Raw genomic sequence first — 16,196 nt, forward strand, 5'->3', positions numbered from 1 at the left:
CTATCGGGGAGCTCTTTTGTTATTGAGATATTTAATGCTGATATGAAAACCTACGCTGTCATTTCGGATATACATGGCAATTTGCTGGCACTGCTTGCGGTATTAAAAGATATCAAGTCGCGCGGGATAGACATCGTTATTAACCTGGGCGACCATCTTTTTGGAGCGCTGGAGCCCGAAGGTGTTGCCGAGATCATTCGCGAAAACCCGATGCTGTGTATTAGCGGCAATACCGACCGGGAGATTTTGGAAAGCCTTGGGCAAATATCCCAAAAGGAAAATATGGAAAGGGTTAAAAGCCAGTTGTGTGACGAGACTATTGAATGGCTGAGAAATCTGCCCCAAACACTAACTGTTGACGACTTTTTTTTTGTTTGCCACGGCACACCCGAAAGCGATAATGAGTACCTGTTGGAAAAGGTTACCCCACATGGTGTATTTGTGCATAATGATGAGGAACTGGTTAAGAAGACTCGTCATATTGCAGAGCGCGTTATTTTGTGCGGGCACTCGCATGTAAACAGGGTGGTTTACCTATCGAACGATAAGATCATCCTTAATCCGGGCAGTGTAGGCTTGCCGGCCTATTTGGACAAAGGCGAATACAGCTTTGCCATGGAATCGAACACGCCACACGCCAAATACGCCATTGTAACTGCGGAAAGCAGCCACATTAATATTGAGCAGGTATTGGTTACTTACGACTGGCATGCCGCATCGGCAGCAGCTAAAAGCAATGGCAGCGATAACTGGGCAAAATACTTATTGTACGGCCGTATGCCTAAAGATTTACGGGTTGCTTAGTACGGGCTCACAAAATCTTTAAAATCGGGTAATACCTCATCTTTTGGCGAGAGGATAATATTCTTAGCCGAATCGGGCCAAACAAAGCCAAATGACGGGTCGGTTATCTTGGCTCCAATTTCCGATTCTTTATTATAAAAGTTGGTAATCTTGTAGGCAAAAACGGTATCATCTTCCAGCGTAAAAAAACCGTGTAAAAAACCTTCAGGTATCCAAAACTGCAGGTGGTTTTTGGCACTCAGTTCAACGGCGTAATGCTGCCCGTATGTTGGCGAGCCTTTGCGGATATCAACCGCCACATCGATCACGCTGCCTTGTGTTACCCGTACCAATTTGCCTTGCCCGTATGGCGGCGCTTGCGCGTGCAGGCCACGCATGGTGCCTTTTGACGACATGGATTGGTTGTCCTGAACAAATGTTACATTAATACCGGCATCGCGGTATTTTTTTTCGCTATAGCTCTCGTAAAAGTAGCCGCGGTCGTCGGGGAAAATACGTGGTTCTATCAATAATAGCCCTTCAATGGGCAGTGTGGTTACTTTCATGTTAGTCTATGGTTTGCATAACGCTTTCAAACGCCACAAATTTATTCTCAAACTTTTTAAAATGGATATTTTTTAAATGTACCGAATGTTTGGCTTCAAAAGCCTGGTAGTGTTCCATGGTATTGGCCGTGTATTGTACGCAGTACGTAATCCCTTCGTTTGGCGAACTTAAAATATGTAATATTCTGTAATCGCTAAAGTGTCCCGTAGCCAAAACCGCCGGGATGTGCACGGTTTTCATCCAGTTAAGCCATTCATCGTTTATACTTTCGTCGATAATGATGGTTTCGTTAAAAATGATCATGCGGCAAAAGTACCGATTTATTTAAGATGACGGCTTCAAATCGCCCCGTAAAGTTCTAAAACGTTTACGCGCTTCGTTTATCCACAAGCTCGAAGCGTAATCGGTAATTATTTTCTCGTAGTAAGTTTGGGCTTGCTTTTTATCGTCCAGGTGTTTTTCGTAAATATCGCCCAACATAAACACGGCATCATCGGCCCAAAGGTCAAATTTACCATCCTCGGCAATTTTCTTTAAGGCGATAACAGCCCCCGCGTAGTCATTTTTTTGGATCATGATGCGGGCCTTGGCCATCAATATGTCGTTCACCATATTGTTGCCGGGGTATACCCTGTCAATACTATCGAGAGTAATCATAGCTTTATCAGGCTCCTCTTTAAATATCAGCAAATCGGCACGGGCATACATTTTCAGCGGATTGCCCACACTATCTTTCGCGGTATGGTCGAAAATCAATAGCGACAGGTTTAATGCATCGTTAGCTATCAGTTCAGATGTTGCCGCTTTCAATACATCCAGCTGACCTTTGGCCCAAACAAAATCGCCGGTATAGTAAGCCATTTTTGCATTGCGGTACTGGGCATCGTTACCAATAGCGGTGCCAATATTGTCTTTTTCTACCTGGCTGTAAATCAAAGTAGCTTCCCATGGTTTATTGTTCATCATGTATACATCGCCCAGGTCAAGTTTGCATTCGGCCAATAAATTGGAACGAAGGCCCGGTATGTTGATGGTTTGCTCCAATAGTTTCTCCGCATCGTCCAATTTGTGGAGTTTAAATGCCTGCAACCTCGCCAGCTTTTCCATAGCAAAGGCTGTGCTTTCGTTACGACCAATTTCGTCCAGCAAGTCGGTATAGTTTTTTTCGAGCCCGACCAAATCAGCCTGATCATATTTACCCGAAGTAATCTTGAGTCCTTTGGTATCTATCAGCGCCATCTTGGCGGGAATGTACAGGTCCTGTTCTTTGCCTTTGTTTACAATATACTCGTAACCACGGATGGCCTCATCATAAGCCTGATTAGCCGTTAAGGTTTGGCACAGATCGTAAATGCTGTTGCCGCCATCATTTTGCCTGCGGCTCAATGCCAGGGCCTGGTTTAGAGCCATGTCGAACTGTTTTTGCTGTAAAAACTGCCAGGTAAGCAGGTCGGCAAATACGGTTAATTGCGGTTTTTGCTGTATTACTTTTAGCAAAGCCACTTTCAGCATATCGTAATCGTTGCCGTTTTCAAAAACAGTGGCTAATATTGATTTTGCCTGGAAAACATACTCCGGATTGGTTTGCAACAAGTTGAGGTATTCGTTTACCAAATTCACCTTGTCGTGTTTAAAACGATAAAGGCTGATGAGTTCGGAGCTGAAAACCTGATCGCTGTGCAGTGTTTTGCGGCCTTGCTCAAATACCTTTATGGCCAGGTCGAGGTTCTCCGATTGGTAAAACTGCGTGGCAATACTGCTGATTTCGCCTTGGTCGGGCGGCAGGTTTTTTAAAATGTCGTTGTAAATTTCCTCGGCTTTGTCCTTATCACCTTTTTCGGTATAAACATGGGCAAGGGCAATATTGTACTGGTACTCATGCGGGTGCTGCTTCACCATTTTTTTGCTGATGCTTTCGGCCTCATCAAATTTTTTAAGGTTGAGCAGGCTTTTTACATACAAACTGTAATAGGCCACGTTATTTTGCTTGTAAAGCTTTAAATAAATGTCAGCCGCTTTCTGGTACTCGCCGTTGGTGCAGAACTGTTGGGCAAGTTGGAGGTCTTCGGTTTGGGCGCTAACCGTTAAATGAAATAGTATCGCAAATAATATGGTGGCCGCTATTTTCATTTGTCACTCGTTGTTTTTTGTTAATTTGCGTTAAAAATCCTTATATGCCATTGAATCAGTTGCTCACCATCGATGAAGTAGCGCAAACTTTAAAGATAACAAGGCAAACATTATCTAAACTTATCAATAACAAAGATATTGTTGCCATCAAGATAAATAAAAGTTACCGTATACCAAGTGAGGCTTTGGAGAATTTTTTTAAACGAAACTCTTCGAAGCAAGACCTAAGCCATACTTATTTGAAAGAGACCCGTGGTTGCACGTTGACGTATCCCGACAAGGATGCCGAAGAGGAAATACTAAATACGGCTGCTAATGCGGCGTTAAAGCAAGTTGTTAATGCGCACAATGAACTGTACAATGCTGTTTATTTTGGCGATAACCTGGAAGTGACGCGCGCGCTGCTACCTGAACTAAAGGGCAAAGTTGACCTGATTTATATCGACCCGCCATTTGCTACCGGAAGGGATTTTAACAGTATCGACCAAAACCACGCTTACTCGGATAAATTATTGAACGGCGAGTTCTTAGAATTTATCCGGAAAAGGCTCATCATCCTGCGCGAACTTTTGTCGGACAAGGGCAGTATTTATCTCCATATTGATAAAAAAATAGGGCACTACGTTAAAATTATAATGGACGAGGTTTTTGGCTTCGATAATTTTATCAACGATATTACCCGTATAAAATGTAACCCTAAAAACTTTGCCCGCAATGCCTACGGCAACTATTCGGACATGATATTGTTTTACGCCAAGCAAAGGGACCAAAATATTTGGAACGATGTGAAAGACGATTTCACAAATAAAAAACGCGACGAACTATTCGCGAAAACACACCCTGTACACGGGCAATACACTACTCACCCCTTGCATGCCCCCGGTGTAACTTTAGATGGCGACACCGGGAAAGAATGGAACGGTATGTTGCCGCCGCCCGGCCGGCACTGGCGCTATAGTCGCGAGGAATTAACGAGATTAAATGAATCGGGATTCATCGAATGGTCTGACAAAGGTAACCCACGGAAAATTGTGTTGGCAAAAGAGCATAAAGGGATTAAAATACAGGACGTATGGGAGTTTAAAGATAAAGGGCTCTCCTTTGTGGACTATCCCACACAAAAAAACCACGATTTGTTGAAGCGCATTATTCTTAATTCTTCAAACCCCGGTTCGCTGGTATTAGATTGCTTTGCCGGGTCGGGCAGTACTTTATACATCGCCAATGAGTTGGTCAGGAAATGGGTCGGTATTGATAATTCGCCGGCCTCATTAGCCGTTATCAAAGCTAACTTTGCCAAAAATGATATTAAATGCAATTTTTTTGAATGAGCTGTTTTCAATAATGCATCGATTTTTATAAATTTAAAGTGGAATTAACTGACCTAATGCTTTCGTTTATCATCAAGGGACTTGGTAAAATTGTAGTGACAATGCTGTTAATTACCTACGTTTTCATAATTTAACCTGATTCTACTTTACAAGGAGGGATTGTTGACCAAAGATGTTAAACCGGTTTAAAATTTTATTGTTTGCTGTTATGCTCGTCTCGGCACTTTCGTGCCATCGCAAGCAAGAACAAATACCTGTTGAAGCTTTTTTTAACGCGCAGGTTAGCAACTTTCACATCTCGCCAAACGGTAAATACATCTCTTATTTTAAAAGGGATAAAAAAAAGCAAACCCTCATCTTAAGGAATATCGCTACCGGTGTCGAAGACACGTCGGTTATTGACCAGGGCAGTCGCGGCGATCACTTTTGGACCTACAATAACCAAATCGTCATCACAAAATACTCGCGCAAACGCGGGGGTTTTCAACTATCTGCCATTGATGCGGCCACTTTGAAAACGCGCACACTACTTTCCATTGATAATGAACGGGTAAGTTTTAGGCTATTGGGCCGTAGTGTTAAACATCCCGATATTTTGACGTTCATTATGAATCAGCGCGATTCGACCATCCTCGATGTTTACCGCTTGAATATCACCACCGGCGAGTTGAAAATGTATATCAAGAATCCCGGTAACGTAACCCAGTTTTATACCGACCCGGACGGTGGCATACGGCTCGAAAAATCATCAGATGGGGTGAATGAAACCATTTTGTACAGGCAGAACGACAATAGTGATTTTAAACCTATTTTAAGTAATAATTTTAAGAACCTGGTTGAGCCGATAGCTTTTACAGGTGTCGGCAATTATTTCTACGCTAAATCAAACGTTAACCGTGATAAAATAGCCCTGGTGGATATCAATGCCGATAACGCGAAAGAGGAAAAAGTGATATTCTCGAGCGACAAGGCCGATATTGATGAGGTGAGCTATTCGAAATACAAACAGCGACTCGAAATGGTTACCTGGCAGGAGGCCAAACCTAAAAGGCATATTTTAGATGCCCGGATGAACGCCATCTACGCGGACCTGGAACAGCAATTGCCCGGCGATGAGATCAGGATATCCGACAGGGATACAACCGAACAAAATTTCCTGATCAATACCTCGAGCGACCGTAATCCGGGGTCGACTTATCTTTATACCGCCGGCTCCAAAAAATTGGTAAAACTGGCCGATATGAACCCGGGCATTAACCAGGGCGACCTGTGCGAAATGAAGCCTATATCGTTTAAGGCCGGCGACGGAACGTTGATTAATGGGTATTTGACTTATCCAAAAAACACCGACTCCGTAAACTTGCCGGTGGTGGTAATGCCGCACAGCGATTTTTGGAACCGCAACAAATGGGGTTATAATGCAGAGGTGCAATTTTTGGCCAACCGAGGGTATGCCGTTTTCCAGGTAAACTATCGCGGCTCTACCGGGTATGGTAAAGAATTTTATAGCGCCGGATTTAAACAGGTAGGAGGTAAAATGCAGGATGACATTACCGACGGCGTAGAATGGCTTATTGCCCAAAAAATAGCCAATCCTAAAAAAATAGCCATTTTTGGTTCACGCTTTGGCGGATTTTCGGCATTGTATGGCGCATCTTTCCACCAAAGCTTGTATGCTTGCGTTGCGGTACAATCGCCTTTGCTTAATATGTTCACTTATTTTAGCGATGTGCCGCCTTTTTTGAAACCCAAGTTGAGCATGCTTTACGAAATGGTGGGCAATCCCGAAACGGATGCCGATCAGTTTAGGGCCATATCCCCCATTTTTAATGCCAATAAAATCAAGGTTCCGCTTATCGTTTTTCCGGGCCCGCGAGAGCTTAACGCCAATGAATTGGCTACCTTTATCAGCGAAGTGAAAAAGAATGGTGTGCATGTAACCGATATAAGCGGCAAAAAAAATAATGACAGCAACTTTTTACCCCGCGAACACCGGCTTGATATGTATAAGGACCTAGAAAAATTCCTCGAAACCAACTTGGGCCAAAAGTGAGGCATATTGCTGAATGACCAAGCAAAAATATATATACCGCAAAAACCTTCTACTGATTATTGCATTCATTGTGCTATTGTCGGGTATTTTGGCTGCGGCCTTACTCATTACCTTTGGGCTTACCCGTAAATTTGTAGAAAGTGAATTTTCTACCCGCACCATCGCCGTAATGGAGCGCACTATGCGACCATATGATGACCTGTTTAGAAATAAAATACCCGAAATCAATAACTACCGAGGTTTTTTTACAAAAAAATCAGCTTCCGAGTATGCTGATTCCGTGTTCAGCGATTACCCTTTTGTTAAACGCGTCGACTTTTATCATTTCACTATCAGTAACCACACCAACGGCCATTCAGCAAAAGCGGAAGGGAAGGATATCGCGATAAGCTCGGCTTATCATTTTAGCCCTGATAGCGGTGGTAAGATAAAAAGCAGTCCGAATGTAGAAGCGAAAAGCAGCGACGATTTTAAATTGATGAAGGCGAAAGTGGGTGGTTTTATCAAAACTGCGGATACCTCAAGGTTGTACTCGGTCGAAGAAACCTACGGGATATCGTACGATATCAAACCCGGTAAAATAAGCTATCTCAACATACCGCGGCTCGAAGAATTGAAGGACCTGCTATCAAATACATCTACATTGTCTGTTTACCAGCACGATATGATGACCTTTTACCTGGATCCCAATAAACTGGTTATCAGAAATACCCGCCCCGAGCTTTACCAAAAAATCAGTATCAAGCAAATCATTTACGACCCCCTGCAGGACGACAATGACCAAAACTTATTCCGTGAAATTCCCTTGCCCGGTGCATTCTCAGAGTATAAGCTGTATTTTCAATCGTCGAAAGCTTTTATTACCGCCGAGGTAATACGTAACTTTTTGCCCATCGGGGCAGCCGTGCTGGTGGTATATTTGTTTATAGTTTGCATCGGCTGGCTTATTTACCGTAACCTGAACGTAAACCATAAACTGTTTAAGTTGCAGTACGATTTCATTAATAACTTTACACACGAGTTTAAGACGCCCGTGAGCGTGATAAAAATTGCCGGGTCCAATTTGCGCAATGCCGAAACTGCTATTACCGAAAGGCAGCAAAGGCATTACGGCAAAATACTGGATGAAGAGGCTGATAAGCTGAACGACTTGATGAACCGCCTGCTCTCGTTTACACAACTCGAAAACAAATCGATACAAATAAAAAAGGAAGAAATTGTGTTGGATGAATTTGTTCAGAAATATATCGATACCTTTAAAATTAAGTATCCGAAGTTTAAATTGACTTGCAGGATAAAAAATGTAGGTTCGTTCGAGTCGGACCCAGTGCTATTGGGCAGTATTTTTCAGAACATGATCGAGAATGCCTATAAATATTCGCCGCCCGACAGGAAAGAACTGAACATCGATATTGAGGGTACGAAAAAAGACATCGTTTTTTTGTTTACCGATAAAGGCATCGGCATTCCGAAAAATGAGATAGATAACATATTTAAAAAGTTTTACAGGATAGAAAGCCAATATAACCAGAATGGCAGCGTGGGATTGGGTTTGGCTTTTTGCAAAGAACTGGTTAATTTTATGAATGGCGAGATCAGTGTTAAGAGCAAACTGAACCAGGGCTCCGAATTTAAGATAGTATTACCATATTAATTGATACCGATTATGAACAAAGAAATTAAAATAGCCTTAGTTGAAGATGACGAAAACCTGCGGTTTTTAGTTGCCGAACGGTTAGAACTGGAAGGTTACAAAGTATTGGAAGCATCGAACGGCGAAGACGCCGAAAAAATGATACTCGACGAAAAACCCGATATTGTTTTGTTGGATTGGATGCTGCCCGGCAAGCAGGGATCGGAAGTATGTACTGCCATCCGCGATAAAGGCTTTGATAAACTGGTGATTATGATGACCGCCAAGGCACAGGACATCGATAAAATTGAGGCCTACCAGTTCGGCGTGTCCGACTATATCACCAAACCTTTTAATATGGATGTGCTGGTGGCGATGATAGACAATAAGATAAAATTTACTCTCAACAGCGAAAAGCCAGAATCATACAAATTTGCCAATATGGAGCATCACCCAAATACCCACACGCTGTTGCGCGATGGCAAAAGGGTAGAGCTGACCATTTTGGAGAACCGTATTTTGTTGTACTTCCTTAAAAACGAGAACAAGGTAATTAACCGAGACGAACTGATGATGGAAGTTTGGGGTTATAATGCCGATGTAAATACCCGCACGCTGGATATGCACATTGTGCGCCTGCGTAAAAAGATAGAAGTAAATCCCGATTCGCCTTTGTACCTGCAAACCGTAAGGGGGGTTGGTTATAAGTTTACCAGCAGCTAAAAATCAGAAGCAAGAATCAAGAGGCAAGACTTTTGATATTCGGTAGAGATTATAAAATCAGCGAAAAATGTTTTCGCTGATTTTTTTTTGTACCCCTTGCCGTTGAATTGCGCTTCGATGTTGGGCATGGTGGTGGTTTCTATCCTGCAAAGGAGCTTAAAGAAAATGTACATGGTTTTGAGCAATGCGCGTTGCCACAATGCTCCCGTTATTTGAAAATCGCTACAGAGCCATATCCCATCGGTTTTAAGCAAGCTATTAATGTGATTGAATACGGTCTGAAGCGTTTTCTCGGTAAAATTATCGAACAAAAACGGCGTTATCACTACATCAAAAGATAGACTGAAGGGTACATTTTCAACCGCCTCATTAATAAAGGTTACCCGGTTATTACCGTGGTTTTTCTTTTTTGCGATGGCCATCATCTTAGCAGATATCTCCACGTAAGTAATGTTTAAACCGCTTGGGTATATTTTGGCAATCTCTTCCAATAAGCGGCCGGTGCCACCGCCGACAATGAGTATAGTTGCATTGGAGGGGATAAATTGCAGCAAATAAACCTGCGAACTAATCAAAGCATTACCATACACTACGCGCGATAGGCCATCATAGAACCATGCTGAATTATCGTAGTTCGAGGCCATGCGATCAGGGTATGAATTTAAAGGCCAACAAAATGACATATTGCAATATCAATATGCCATCCATGTAAAAAAAGTAATAGTACTCATCCTTTTCCCATTCCGATTTAAAGATGAGCCAGCCGGTCAGGATGGTGGTGAGCCCCAGTGCGAAGAAATCGGGACTAAAGCCGTTGCCCCTGAACAAAAACAACAGCACCATGTAAATAGCCAATAAGGCCTGGCAAAAAAGGTAGGCTTTTTTCTCTCCAAAAATAACCGGGATTGTTTTTACGCCTTCAATGCTGTCCTGAAAGAGGTCGCGGATATCGAAGGGGATGGTCAACGCGAAAATGAAGACGAATCGTTTGGCGAACAAGATGGCTTCATCTGAAAATGACAGACGGACCAATTGCGCCCGTTCGGCTTCAAATATGGGCAACAGCACGCCGCTTACGGTCCAAACCAGGGCAATCATCAACGATTTGATGCCGGGCACACTACGTAAGCCGAACTTTTTACCACGGATGGAAAATATGGGTAAACCATACCCTATGGACAAAACAGAAAGGAATACCAGCAATATTTGTGAAACCGGCGATAGCAGGAAAAACAAAGGCATCAACACAATGCCCGAGATGATGGTGATAAGCACCATAACTTTGTTGTGTTTAAAAAACCATCGCACACGCAAAAAAGGCGATGCTTGGGGCTCTTTCGGCTTGCCCGCAAAAACATTGAGATTGTAAGTAAAAATGGTGGATACAAAGAGGAGCACAAAAAGTGGATAAGTGGTGGGCCGCGCACCGATAAGCTGTAAAGTTACCAGGGCCTGTGCCACCGCGCACAGTGCCATAAACAGATTGCTGAACAGCAAAGAATCGAAAAATGGCTTAAAAAACGTTTTCATAGCGGCAAATTAAAGCCCTTGCCCACTATGTAGATTATGAAATGATATTCTTAAGCGCAGGATCGGCTGAGGCTTTGAGTGTAAATATCGTTATTTCGGGCAATATTCCAACCCGGCCGGGATAACCTAAAAAGCCGTATCCGGTATTTACATATAACTGCTGATTTCCTTCGCGATAAAAACCGGCCCATTCTTTATACACATATTGTATAGGGCTCCATTGAAAGTATTTGGTTTGTACGCCAAACTGCATGCCATGGGTATGCCCGGCAAACATCACATCGATATCCTTATGGTCCAGCACCTGCGCGCGCCAATGCGATGGGTCATGCGAGAGTAGCAGTTTTACAGGCAGGCCATCCGTTCCTTTTTCGGCCAGGTCTATCCGTCCGTATTTTGGGAAACGGCTTAAACTCCCCCAGTTTTCCACGCCTAATATGCCTATTTCTTCATTGTCCACTTTTAAACGGCGGCTGTCGTTCAATAGTAAATCCCAACCCATATTTTTATGGGTAGCCTTTAAATCATCCAGATTTCTCTTTTTAGCTTCGAGGCTATCCCAATGCGCATAATCGCCATAATCATGGTTGCCCAACGATGAATATACGCCCAGCGGAGCTTTCACCTTGGCAAAGATGTCCTGGTATTCGCGCATCTCACTGGCCATGTCGTTTACCAGGTCTCCGGTAAAGAAAATGAAGTCTGGCTTTTCCCGTAACAACATTTCTACACCACCTGCTACCGCTTTCTTATTATAAAAACTGCCCGAATGTATGTCGGATAGTTGCCCGAGTTTTATCCCGTCAAAGGCTTTGGGTAGGTTTGGCAGGTACAGCACACGATGTTTGACCCGATAATCGTAAACGCCGGATATAACGCCGTAGCCCATAGTTACCAAGGGTAATGAACCTGCCAGTAAACCGGCTTTCATTAAGAACTCGGAACGGGGTATACTGTCGGGCTTGGGGTGGCTGGCCGGAAATTCGGGTTCTGCGGTTTTGTTCTTTCTCGCCCTAAATAAAATTAGCCTGCGTATATCGTCGACAACGATAAAGGGCAAAAACAGCACCTTAGCCATTAATACTAAAAAGAACACCAATAAAAACGCAGCTTTAACGCCAACGCCAAACTTAAGGTAGATACTCGCTAAAACACCAGCTATCAAAAATATCGATACGCCCCAATACCACCTTGTAAACGACTTTTTTTTAGGAAATTTCCATTTTTTTGAAATTCCCTTTATGCCACTGATGATATATACGTCGGCTATCAATAAGCCGATACAAACGATTAATATGGTTACAATCTGTCCCAAAATAAAAAATTAGTAACGGTCGTCGTCCATGTCCTCGTCGGGTTCCATGTTGAACAAACTGTTGAACATATCCGAGAACGCGAAACCGTTGTTTAAAAATCCTTTATTCAACTGCGAAAACTCTGCCAAACCGTGCAGTACAAATTCCATCAGTAATAATTGCTGGTTTTCTGCCAGTTTAGGATGGAAAGTTTTTACCAGCGCTTTAAGCCCCGTTACCGAATTGAGTACCTTTTTATAATCGGGCAAAGGCAGGTCGTCAATCACCGATAAAGTGTTCCCATTGCCAAACCACTCAATAATTTCGGCATACGGGTTGGCTTTTTTCGATTTTTTTGCTTTCTCCGGATCGGGGAAATATTGCAGCAATAAAGTCTTGATAGCCTTGCCGATGAGGATGTTTGCCACTTTGGCAGGCCCTTCCAGTTCGCCCTCGTAAACCAGCTCAATTTTGCCTGTTATGGCCGGGATAACGCCCAGAAAATCGGAAATGCGTACAAAAGTGTTCTTTTCACGGTTGATGATCATGCGGCGCTCGGCATTGCTGATCAGATTCTCGTAAGCCGAAATGGTGAGCCTTGCCGATACACCCGATTTTTTGTCTATATACTCGGAGTTGCGCGCCTCGAAAGCGATCTGCTCCACCAGGTTCTTCACCAAACCATCTGCTTCGATGGTCGCCTTTTGCGAAGCCGTTAATGATGCTTCCTGCTGGGTAATCTTCCTTGAAATTTCTACAGAGTGCGGGTAGTGTGTCAGTATCTGGCTCTCGATACGATCCTTCAATGGTGTTACGATGGAGCCACGGTTGGTATAATCCTCGGGGTTGGCAGTAAATACAAACTGGAGATCCAAAGGCAAGCGTAATTTAAAACCGCGGATTTGGATATCTTTTTCCTGCAGGATATTAAAGAGTGCAACCTGTATGCGCGCCTGCAAATCGGGCAGTTCGTTGATGACGAAGATACCCCTGTGCGCGCGTGGTATCAAACCAAAATGCAGTACCCGCTCATCCGAATAGGTCAGCTTGAGCGTAGCGGCTTTGATGGGGTCCACATCGCCTATCAGGTCGGCAACGGTAACATCGGGTGTGGCCAGTTTTTCGGTATAGCGTTCGGAGCGGTGCAGCCAGGCAATCAGTGTGTCATCACCTTTGGTCAATACTTCGTTATGCCCGAACCAGGATATCGGGTTGAAGGGATCGTCATATAATTCCGAACCTTCGATATAAGGAATGTACTCATCCAGCAAATTAACCAGCAGCCTGGCGATACGGGTTTTTGCCTGTCCGCGTAAGCCCAACAACAAAATGTTGTGGCGCGACAGGATAGCGGTTTGCAGGTCGGGTATTACGGTATCCTCGTAACCAATGATGCCTTCAAAACCGCCTTCATGTTTCTGTAATTGCTCAATTAAATTGCCGCGCAGCTCGTCTTTTACCGACCGGCTTACGTAGCCGCTTTGTTTTAACTGGCCTAATGTTTTTATGTTTGGTATGCTCATGCTAAGTTCTTGGTCCGGAGTTTTTAGTTCAGAGTCCGGATAGTTTGTTAATATTGTTATTTTTTCTTGACTCCCGACTTAGGACTCGCGACTCAAGACTTATCTCACCGTCCTTCTCCGGTTCCTGATGTAATCTTCAAAAATATATTCACCTAAACCGTTCAGTGAGCTGTAAAATGCTTTGCCGCCGTTGGTTTCGGTAAAGGTGCGCACAAACTGCTGCAGGTAAGGGTCCTTCGCTATCATAAACGTGGTGATGGGTATTTTCAACCGCTTGCATTGCGCAGCCATGTTCAATGTTTTGTTCACCACCTTTCTATCCAAACCGATGCTGTTTTTATAATATTTTGTACCTTCTTTCAGGCAGGTTGGCTTGCCGTCGGTAATCATAAATATCTGCTTGTTATGCGTTTTACGGCGGCGCAGCAGGTCGGTAGCCAGTTCCAGGCCGGCATATGTATTGGTATGATACGGGCCAACTTGTAAGTATGGCAGGTCCTTCAGTGTGATAGGCCAGGCATCATTACCAAACACCACAATATCCAAAGTATCTTTGGGATATTTGGTTTTGATGAGTTCGGCTAAAGCCATAGCTACTTTTTTGGCCGGGGTTATCCGGTCTTCGCCATACAAGATCATGGAGTGCGATATATCGATCATCAGCACGGTTGAGGTGAGGGTTTTAAAGTCCATTTCCTCTACTTCCAGGTCTCGCTCGGTGAGGTGGAAATCATCAATACCATGATTGATCTGCGCGTTGTGCACGCTTTGCGTCATGTCGATACGGTCGAGGCTGTCGCCAAACTCAAACTCGCGGCGCTCTGAGTTTTTCTCTTCGCCCTGCCCGCTTTTTGGCGAACGGTGGTTGCCCTTGCCTGATTTTTTGAGTTTGCCGAATATCTCTTCCAATGCCGACTGGCGTATGCCCTGTTCCGTTTTGGCGGTGATGTTAAATTCGCCGCTTTGCTCGTCTTCGCCCAGGTAGCCTTTTTGTTTCAGTTCGTCTATAAAATCGCCGATGCCGTATTCGTCGTTGGTGAGTTTGTATTGTTTATCGAGTTCGTTGAGCCATTGCAGCGCTTCACCGGCATCGCCGGCGGTATAGTTGAGCAATTCCATAAACAGTTTCAACAATTCGTCGAAACTGCCTTTTGTAAATTGCTGTGGAGTAAATTTTGAGAAGCCAAAACCGCGCATAATATCCTTTCGTGCTAAACTAACGCCGAATTTAAGACATTAGTTTTAAACATGCCTGTACGCCAAAGGCATTTTAGCTTTTTATGACGCGATATTTACAACGCTTGTTGATAAGGTTGCGAATCGCCGATGCCTACGCTTTTTTCTTTTTCCAGTTACCGCCCTTGCCGCCACCACCTTTGCGGCGATTGAATCCGCCACCACCTCCGCCGCTATGGGCGCTTACCGGTTTGAATACCGGTTTTTCGCCGAACTCCTCAGGTAGTTCGGTTTCGGGTACGGGGCGGCCTATCATGGCCTCGATGGCCAGCAGCTTGCGCTGGTCGCGCTCATTCACCAAAGTAATGGCCGTGCCGGTAGTTGCGGCACGGGCTGTACGGCCTATGCGGTGGATATAATCTTCGGGGTCGCCGGGTACATCGTAATTCATTACCAGGTCAATCCCTTCCACATCAATACCCCGCGAAAGCACATCGGTACCAACCAAAACCTGTAGTTTGCGGTTTTTAAAATCGAGCAAAATATCTTCGCGTTCCGATTGTTTCAGGTCGGAGTGGAAGGCCATGACCGAAAATTTCATTCCTTTCAGCACTTTGAACACCTCTTTCACCTTTTCCTTCATCCCGCAAAAGATGATGACGCTGGTATAGTTGGAATCTTTTAGCAGGGACTGTATCAAAGGTGTTTTCTGACTATCGAAAACTTTATATATCTGCTGGTCTATCCCAACAGCAGGCTGAGAAATCGCTAAGCTGATCTGTTCTGGCTCATGCAAAATAGATTTGGCCAATTTAAGTATGCGCCCCGGCATGGTGGCTGAAAACAGCAGGGTTTGCCTTTTTTCGGGCAGAAAGCTGATGATGCGCATAATGTCGTCCATAAAGCCCATGTCGAGCATACGGTCGGCTTCGTCCAATACCAGGTGTTTAAGATCATCCAGCTTTACTTTACCGCTCGATAGGTGGGCCAATAAGCGGCCAGGGGTTGCAATGAGGATATTGGCGCCATGCTCAATGCCTTTGCGTTGTTGTTCGTAAACCATACCATCGCCGCCGCCAAATATGGCAATGCTGGTAACGCCGGTAAAATAGCCCAGGCCTTGTATCTGCTGGTCTATCTGTTGAGCAAGTTCGCGGGTAGGGGCCAGTATCAGGGTATTGATTTTGGGGTTCTCCAGCTTGCTGATGTGCTCGATAACGGGCAGCAGGTAAGCGGCGGTTTTACCGGTCCCGGTTTGCGCGCAGGCGATGATATCGCGACCGGATAATATGATAGGGATGGCCTCAGCCTGAACGGGCGTGGGCGTATCAAACCCCATGCTTGTTATACCCTCAAATAAGTGTTCGTTGAAATTAAAATCTGCGAAAGTCAAATTGTAGATGCTGTTAAATAGCGCAAGGTAGCTTTTTTAAGCGAGAGTTAAAAGTTTTG

At 44.2% G+C, this 16,196-nt stretch carries 14 protein-coding genes; 5 read left to right on the forward strand and 9 right to left on the reverse strand.

Annotation, left to right across the window (positions count from 1 at the left end; genetic code table 11):
• Nucleotides 1-42: 42 nt before the first annotated feature.
• Entirely contained in the window at nt 43-804 is a 762-nt protein-coding gene (locus QZX97_RS10710) for a metallophosphoesterase family protein (protein ID WP_295649870.1), read from the forward strand.
• Here QZX97_RS10710 and rfbC read toward each other — a convergent pair.
• From rfbC to QZX97_RS10725, 3 genes are read right to left on the reverse strand one after another with little or no spacing between them, the layout of a single operon-like run.
• Nucleotides 801-1,349: a dTDP-4-dehydrorhamnose 3,5-epimerase gene (rfbC, locus tag QZX97_RS10715; protein WP_295649869.1), complete on the reverse strand. Its 549-nt coding sequence runs from the start codon at nt 1,347-1,349 to the stop codon at nt 801-803. The genes QZX97_RS10710 and rfbC overlap by 4 nt on opposite strands.
• Before the next feature lies 1 nt (nt 1,350).
• Nucleotides 1,351-1,653 (reverse strand): DUF4286 family protein, encoded by a 303-nt coding sequence (locus QZX97_RS10720; protein ID WP_295649867.1) that lies wholly within the window; start codon nt 1,651-1,653, stop codon nt 1,351-1,353.
• A 21-nt stretch (nt 1,654-1,674) separates the two neighbouring features.
• Nucleotides 1,675-3,480, reverse strand: a complete 1,806-nt coding sequence (locus QZX97_RS10725) for a tetratricopeptide repeat protein (RefSeq protein WP_295649865.1) — start codon at nt 3,478-3,480, stop codon at nt 1,675-1,677.
• Nucleotides 3,481-3,524: 44 nt separating this feature from the next.
• Here QZX97_RS10725 and QZX97_RS10730 point away from each other — a divergent pair, with 44 nt between their 5' ends.
• The 4 genes from QZX97_RS10730 (at nt 3,525) to QZX97_RS10745 (ending at nt 9,220) form a co-directional block, all read left to right on the forward strand.
• The gene (locus tag QZX97_RS10730; protein ID WP_295649864.1) at nt 3,525-4,811 is read left to right on the forward strand and encodes a DNA methyltransferase; all 1,287 of its coding nucleotides are present in this window, start codon (nt 3,525-3,527) and stop codon (nt 4,809-4,811) included.
• A 208-nt stretch (nt 4,812-5,019) separates the two neighbouring features.
• Nucleotides 5,020-6,864 (forward strand): prolyl oligopeptidase family serine peptidase, encoded by a 1,845-nt coding sequence (locus QZX97_RS10735; RefSeq protein WP_295649862.1) that lies wholly within the window; start codon nt 5,020-5,022, stop codon nt 6,862-6,864.
• A 13-nt stretch (nt 6,865-6,877) separates the two neighbouring features.
• A complete protein-coding gene (locus tag QZX97_RS10740) occupies nt 6,878-8,518 on the forward strand; it encodes a HAMP domain-containing sensor histidine kinase (protein ID WP_295649859.1) in 1,641 nt (546 codons plus the stop codon).
• 12 nt (nt 8,519-8,530) lie between these two features.
• Nucleotides 8,531-9,220 (forward strand): response regulator transcription factor, encoded by a 690-nt coding sequence (locus QZX97_RS10745; RefSeq protein ID WP_295649856.1) that lies wholly within the window; start codon nt 8,531-8,533, stop codon nt 9,218-9,220.
• Here QZX97_RS10745 and QZX97_RS10750 read toward each other — a convergent pair.
• The 6 genes from QZX97_RS10750 to QZX97_RS10775 form a co-directional block, all read right to left on the reverse strand.
• Nucleotides 9,217-9,864 (reverse strand): class I SAM-dependent methyltransferase, encoded by a 648-nt coding sequence (locus tag QZX97_RS10750; protein WP_295649854.1) that lies wholly within the window; start codon nt 9,862-9,864, stop codon nt 9,217-9,219. The genes QZX97_RS10745 and QZX97_RS10750 overlap by 4 nt on opposite strands.
• 4 nt (nt 9,865-9,868) lie before the next feature.
• Nucleotides 9,869-10,750 (reverse strand): UbiA family prenyltransferase, encoded by an 882-nt coding sequence (locus QZX97_RS10755; protein WP_295649851.1) that lies wholly within the window; start codon nt 10,748-10,750, stop codon nt 9,869-9,871.
• 34 nt (nt 10,751-10,784) lie between these two features.
• Nucleotides 10,785-12,065, reverse strand: a complete 1,281-nt coding sequence (locus QZX97_RS10760; RefSeq protein WP_295649848.1) for a metallophosphoesterase — start codon at nt 12,063-12,065, stop codon at nt 10,785-10,787.
• 9 nt (nt 12,066-12,074) lie between these two features.
• Nucleotides 12,075-13,568, reverse strand: a complete 1,494-nt coding sequence (locus QZX97_RS10765) for a sigma 54-interacting transcriptional regulator (protein WP_295649845.1) — start codon at nt 13,566-13,568, stop codon at nt 12,075-12,077.
• Nucleotides 13,569-13,667: 99 nt separating this feature from the next.
• On the reverse strand, nt 13,668-14,765 hold the full coding sequence (locus QZX97_RS10770; RefSeq protein ID WP_295649842.1) for a VWA domain-containing protein: 1,098 nt from the start codon (nt 14,763-14,765) through the stop codon (nt 13,668-13,670).
• Nucleotides 14,766-14,898: 133 nt separating this feature from the next.
• Nucleotides 14,899-16,083: a DEAD/DEAH box helicase gene (locus QZX97_RS10775; RefSeq protein WP_295649840.1), complete on the reverse strand. Its 1,185-nt coding sequence runs from the start codon at nt 16,081-16,083 to the stop codon at nt 14,899-14,901.
• Between the last annotated feature and the right edge of the window lie 113 nt (nt 16,084-16,196).

The sequence above is a fragment of the uncultured Mucilaginibacter sp. genome (assembly GCF_903893715.1).
GTDB lineage: Bacteria > Bacteroidota > Bacteroidia > Sphingobacteriales > Sphingobacteriaceae > Mucilaginibacter.

Coding starts and splice junctions, on each gene's coding strand:
- QZX97_RS10710 (WP_295649870.1), top strand. CDS start 43: ATGAAAACCTACGCTGTCATTTCGGATATACATGGCAATTTGCTGGCA.
- rfbC (WP_295649869.1), bottom strand. CDS start 1,349: ATGAAAGTAACCACACTGCCCATTGAAGGGCTATTATTGATAGAACCA.
- QZX97_RS10720 (WP_295649867.1), bottom strand. CDS start 1,653: ATGATCATTTTTAACGAAACCATCATTATCGACGAAAGTATAAACGAT.
- QZX97_RS10725 (WP_295649865.1), bottom strand. CDS start 3,480: ATGAAAATAGCGGCCACCATATTATTTGCGATACTATTTCATTTAACG.
- QZX97_RS10730 (WP_295649864.1), top strand. CDS start 3,525: ATGCCATTGAATCAGTTGCTCACCATCGATGAAGTAGCGCAAACTTTA.
- QZX97_RS10735 (WP_295649862.1), top strand. CDS start 5,020: ATGCTCGTCTCGGCACTTTCGTGCCATCGCAAGCAAGAACAAATACCT.
- QZX97_RS10740 (WP_295649859.1), top strand. CDS start 6,878: ATGACCAAGCAAAAATATATATACCGCAAAAACCTTCTACTGATTATT.
- QZX97_RS10745 (WP_295649856.1), top strand. CDS start 8,531: ATGAACAAAGAAATTAAAATAGCCTTAGTTGAAGATGACGAAAACCTG.
- QZX97_RS10750 (WP_295649854.1), bottom strand. CDS start 9,864: ATGGCCTCGAACTACGATAATTCAGCATGGTTCTATGATGGCCTATCG.
- QZX97_RS10755 (WP_295649851.1), bottom strand. CDS start 10,750: ATGAAAACGTTTTTTAAGCCATTTTTCGATTCTTTGCTGTTCAGCAAT.
- QZX97_RS10765 (WP_295649845.1), bottom strand. CDS start 13,568: ATGAGCATACCAAACATAAAAACATTAGGCCAGTTAAAACAAAGCGGC.
- QZX97_RS10770 (WP_295649842.1), bottom strand. CDS start 14,765: ATGCGCGGTTTTGGCTTCTCAAAATTTACTCCACAGCAATTTACAAAA.
- QZX97_RS10775 (WP_295649840.1), bottom strand. CDS start 16,083: ATGGGGTTTGATACGCCCACGCCCGTTCAGGCTGAGGCCATCCCTATC.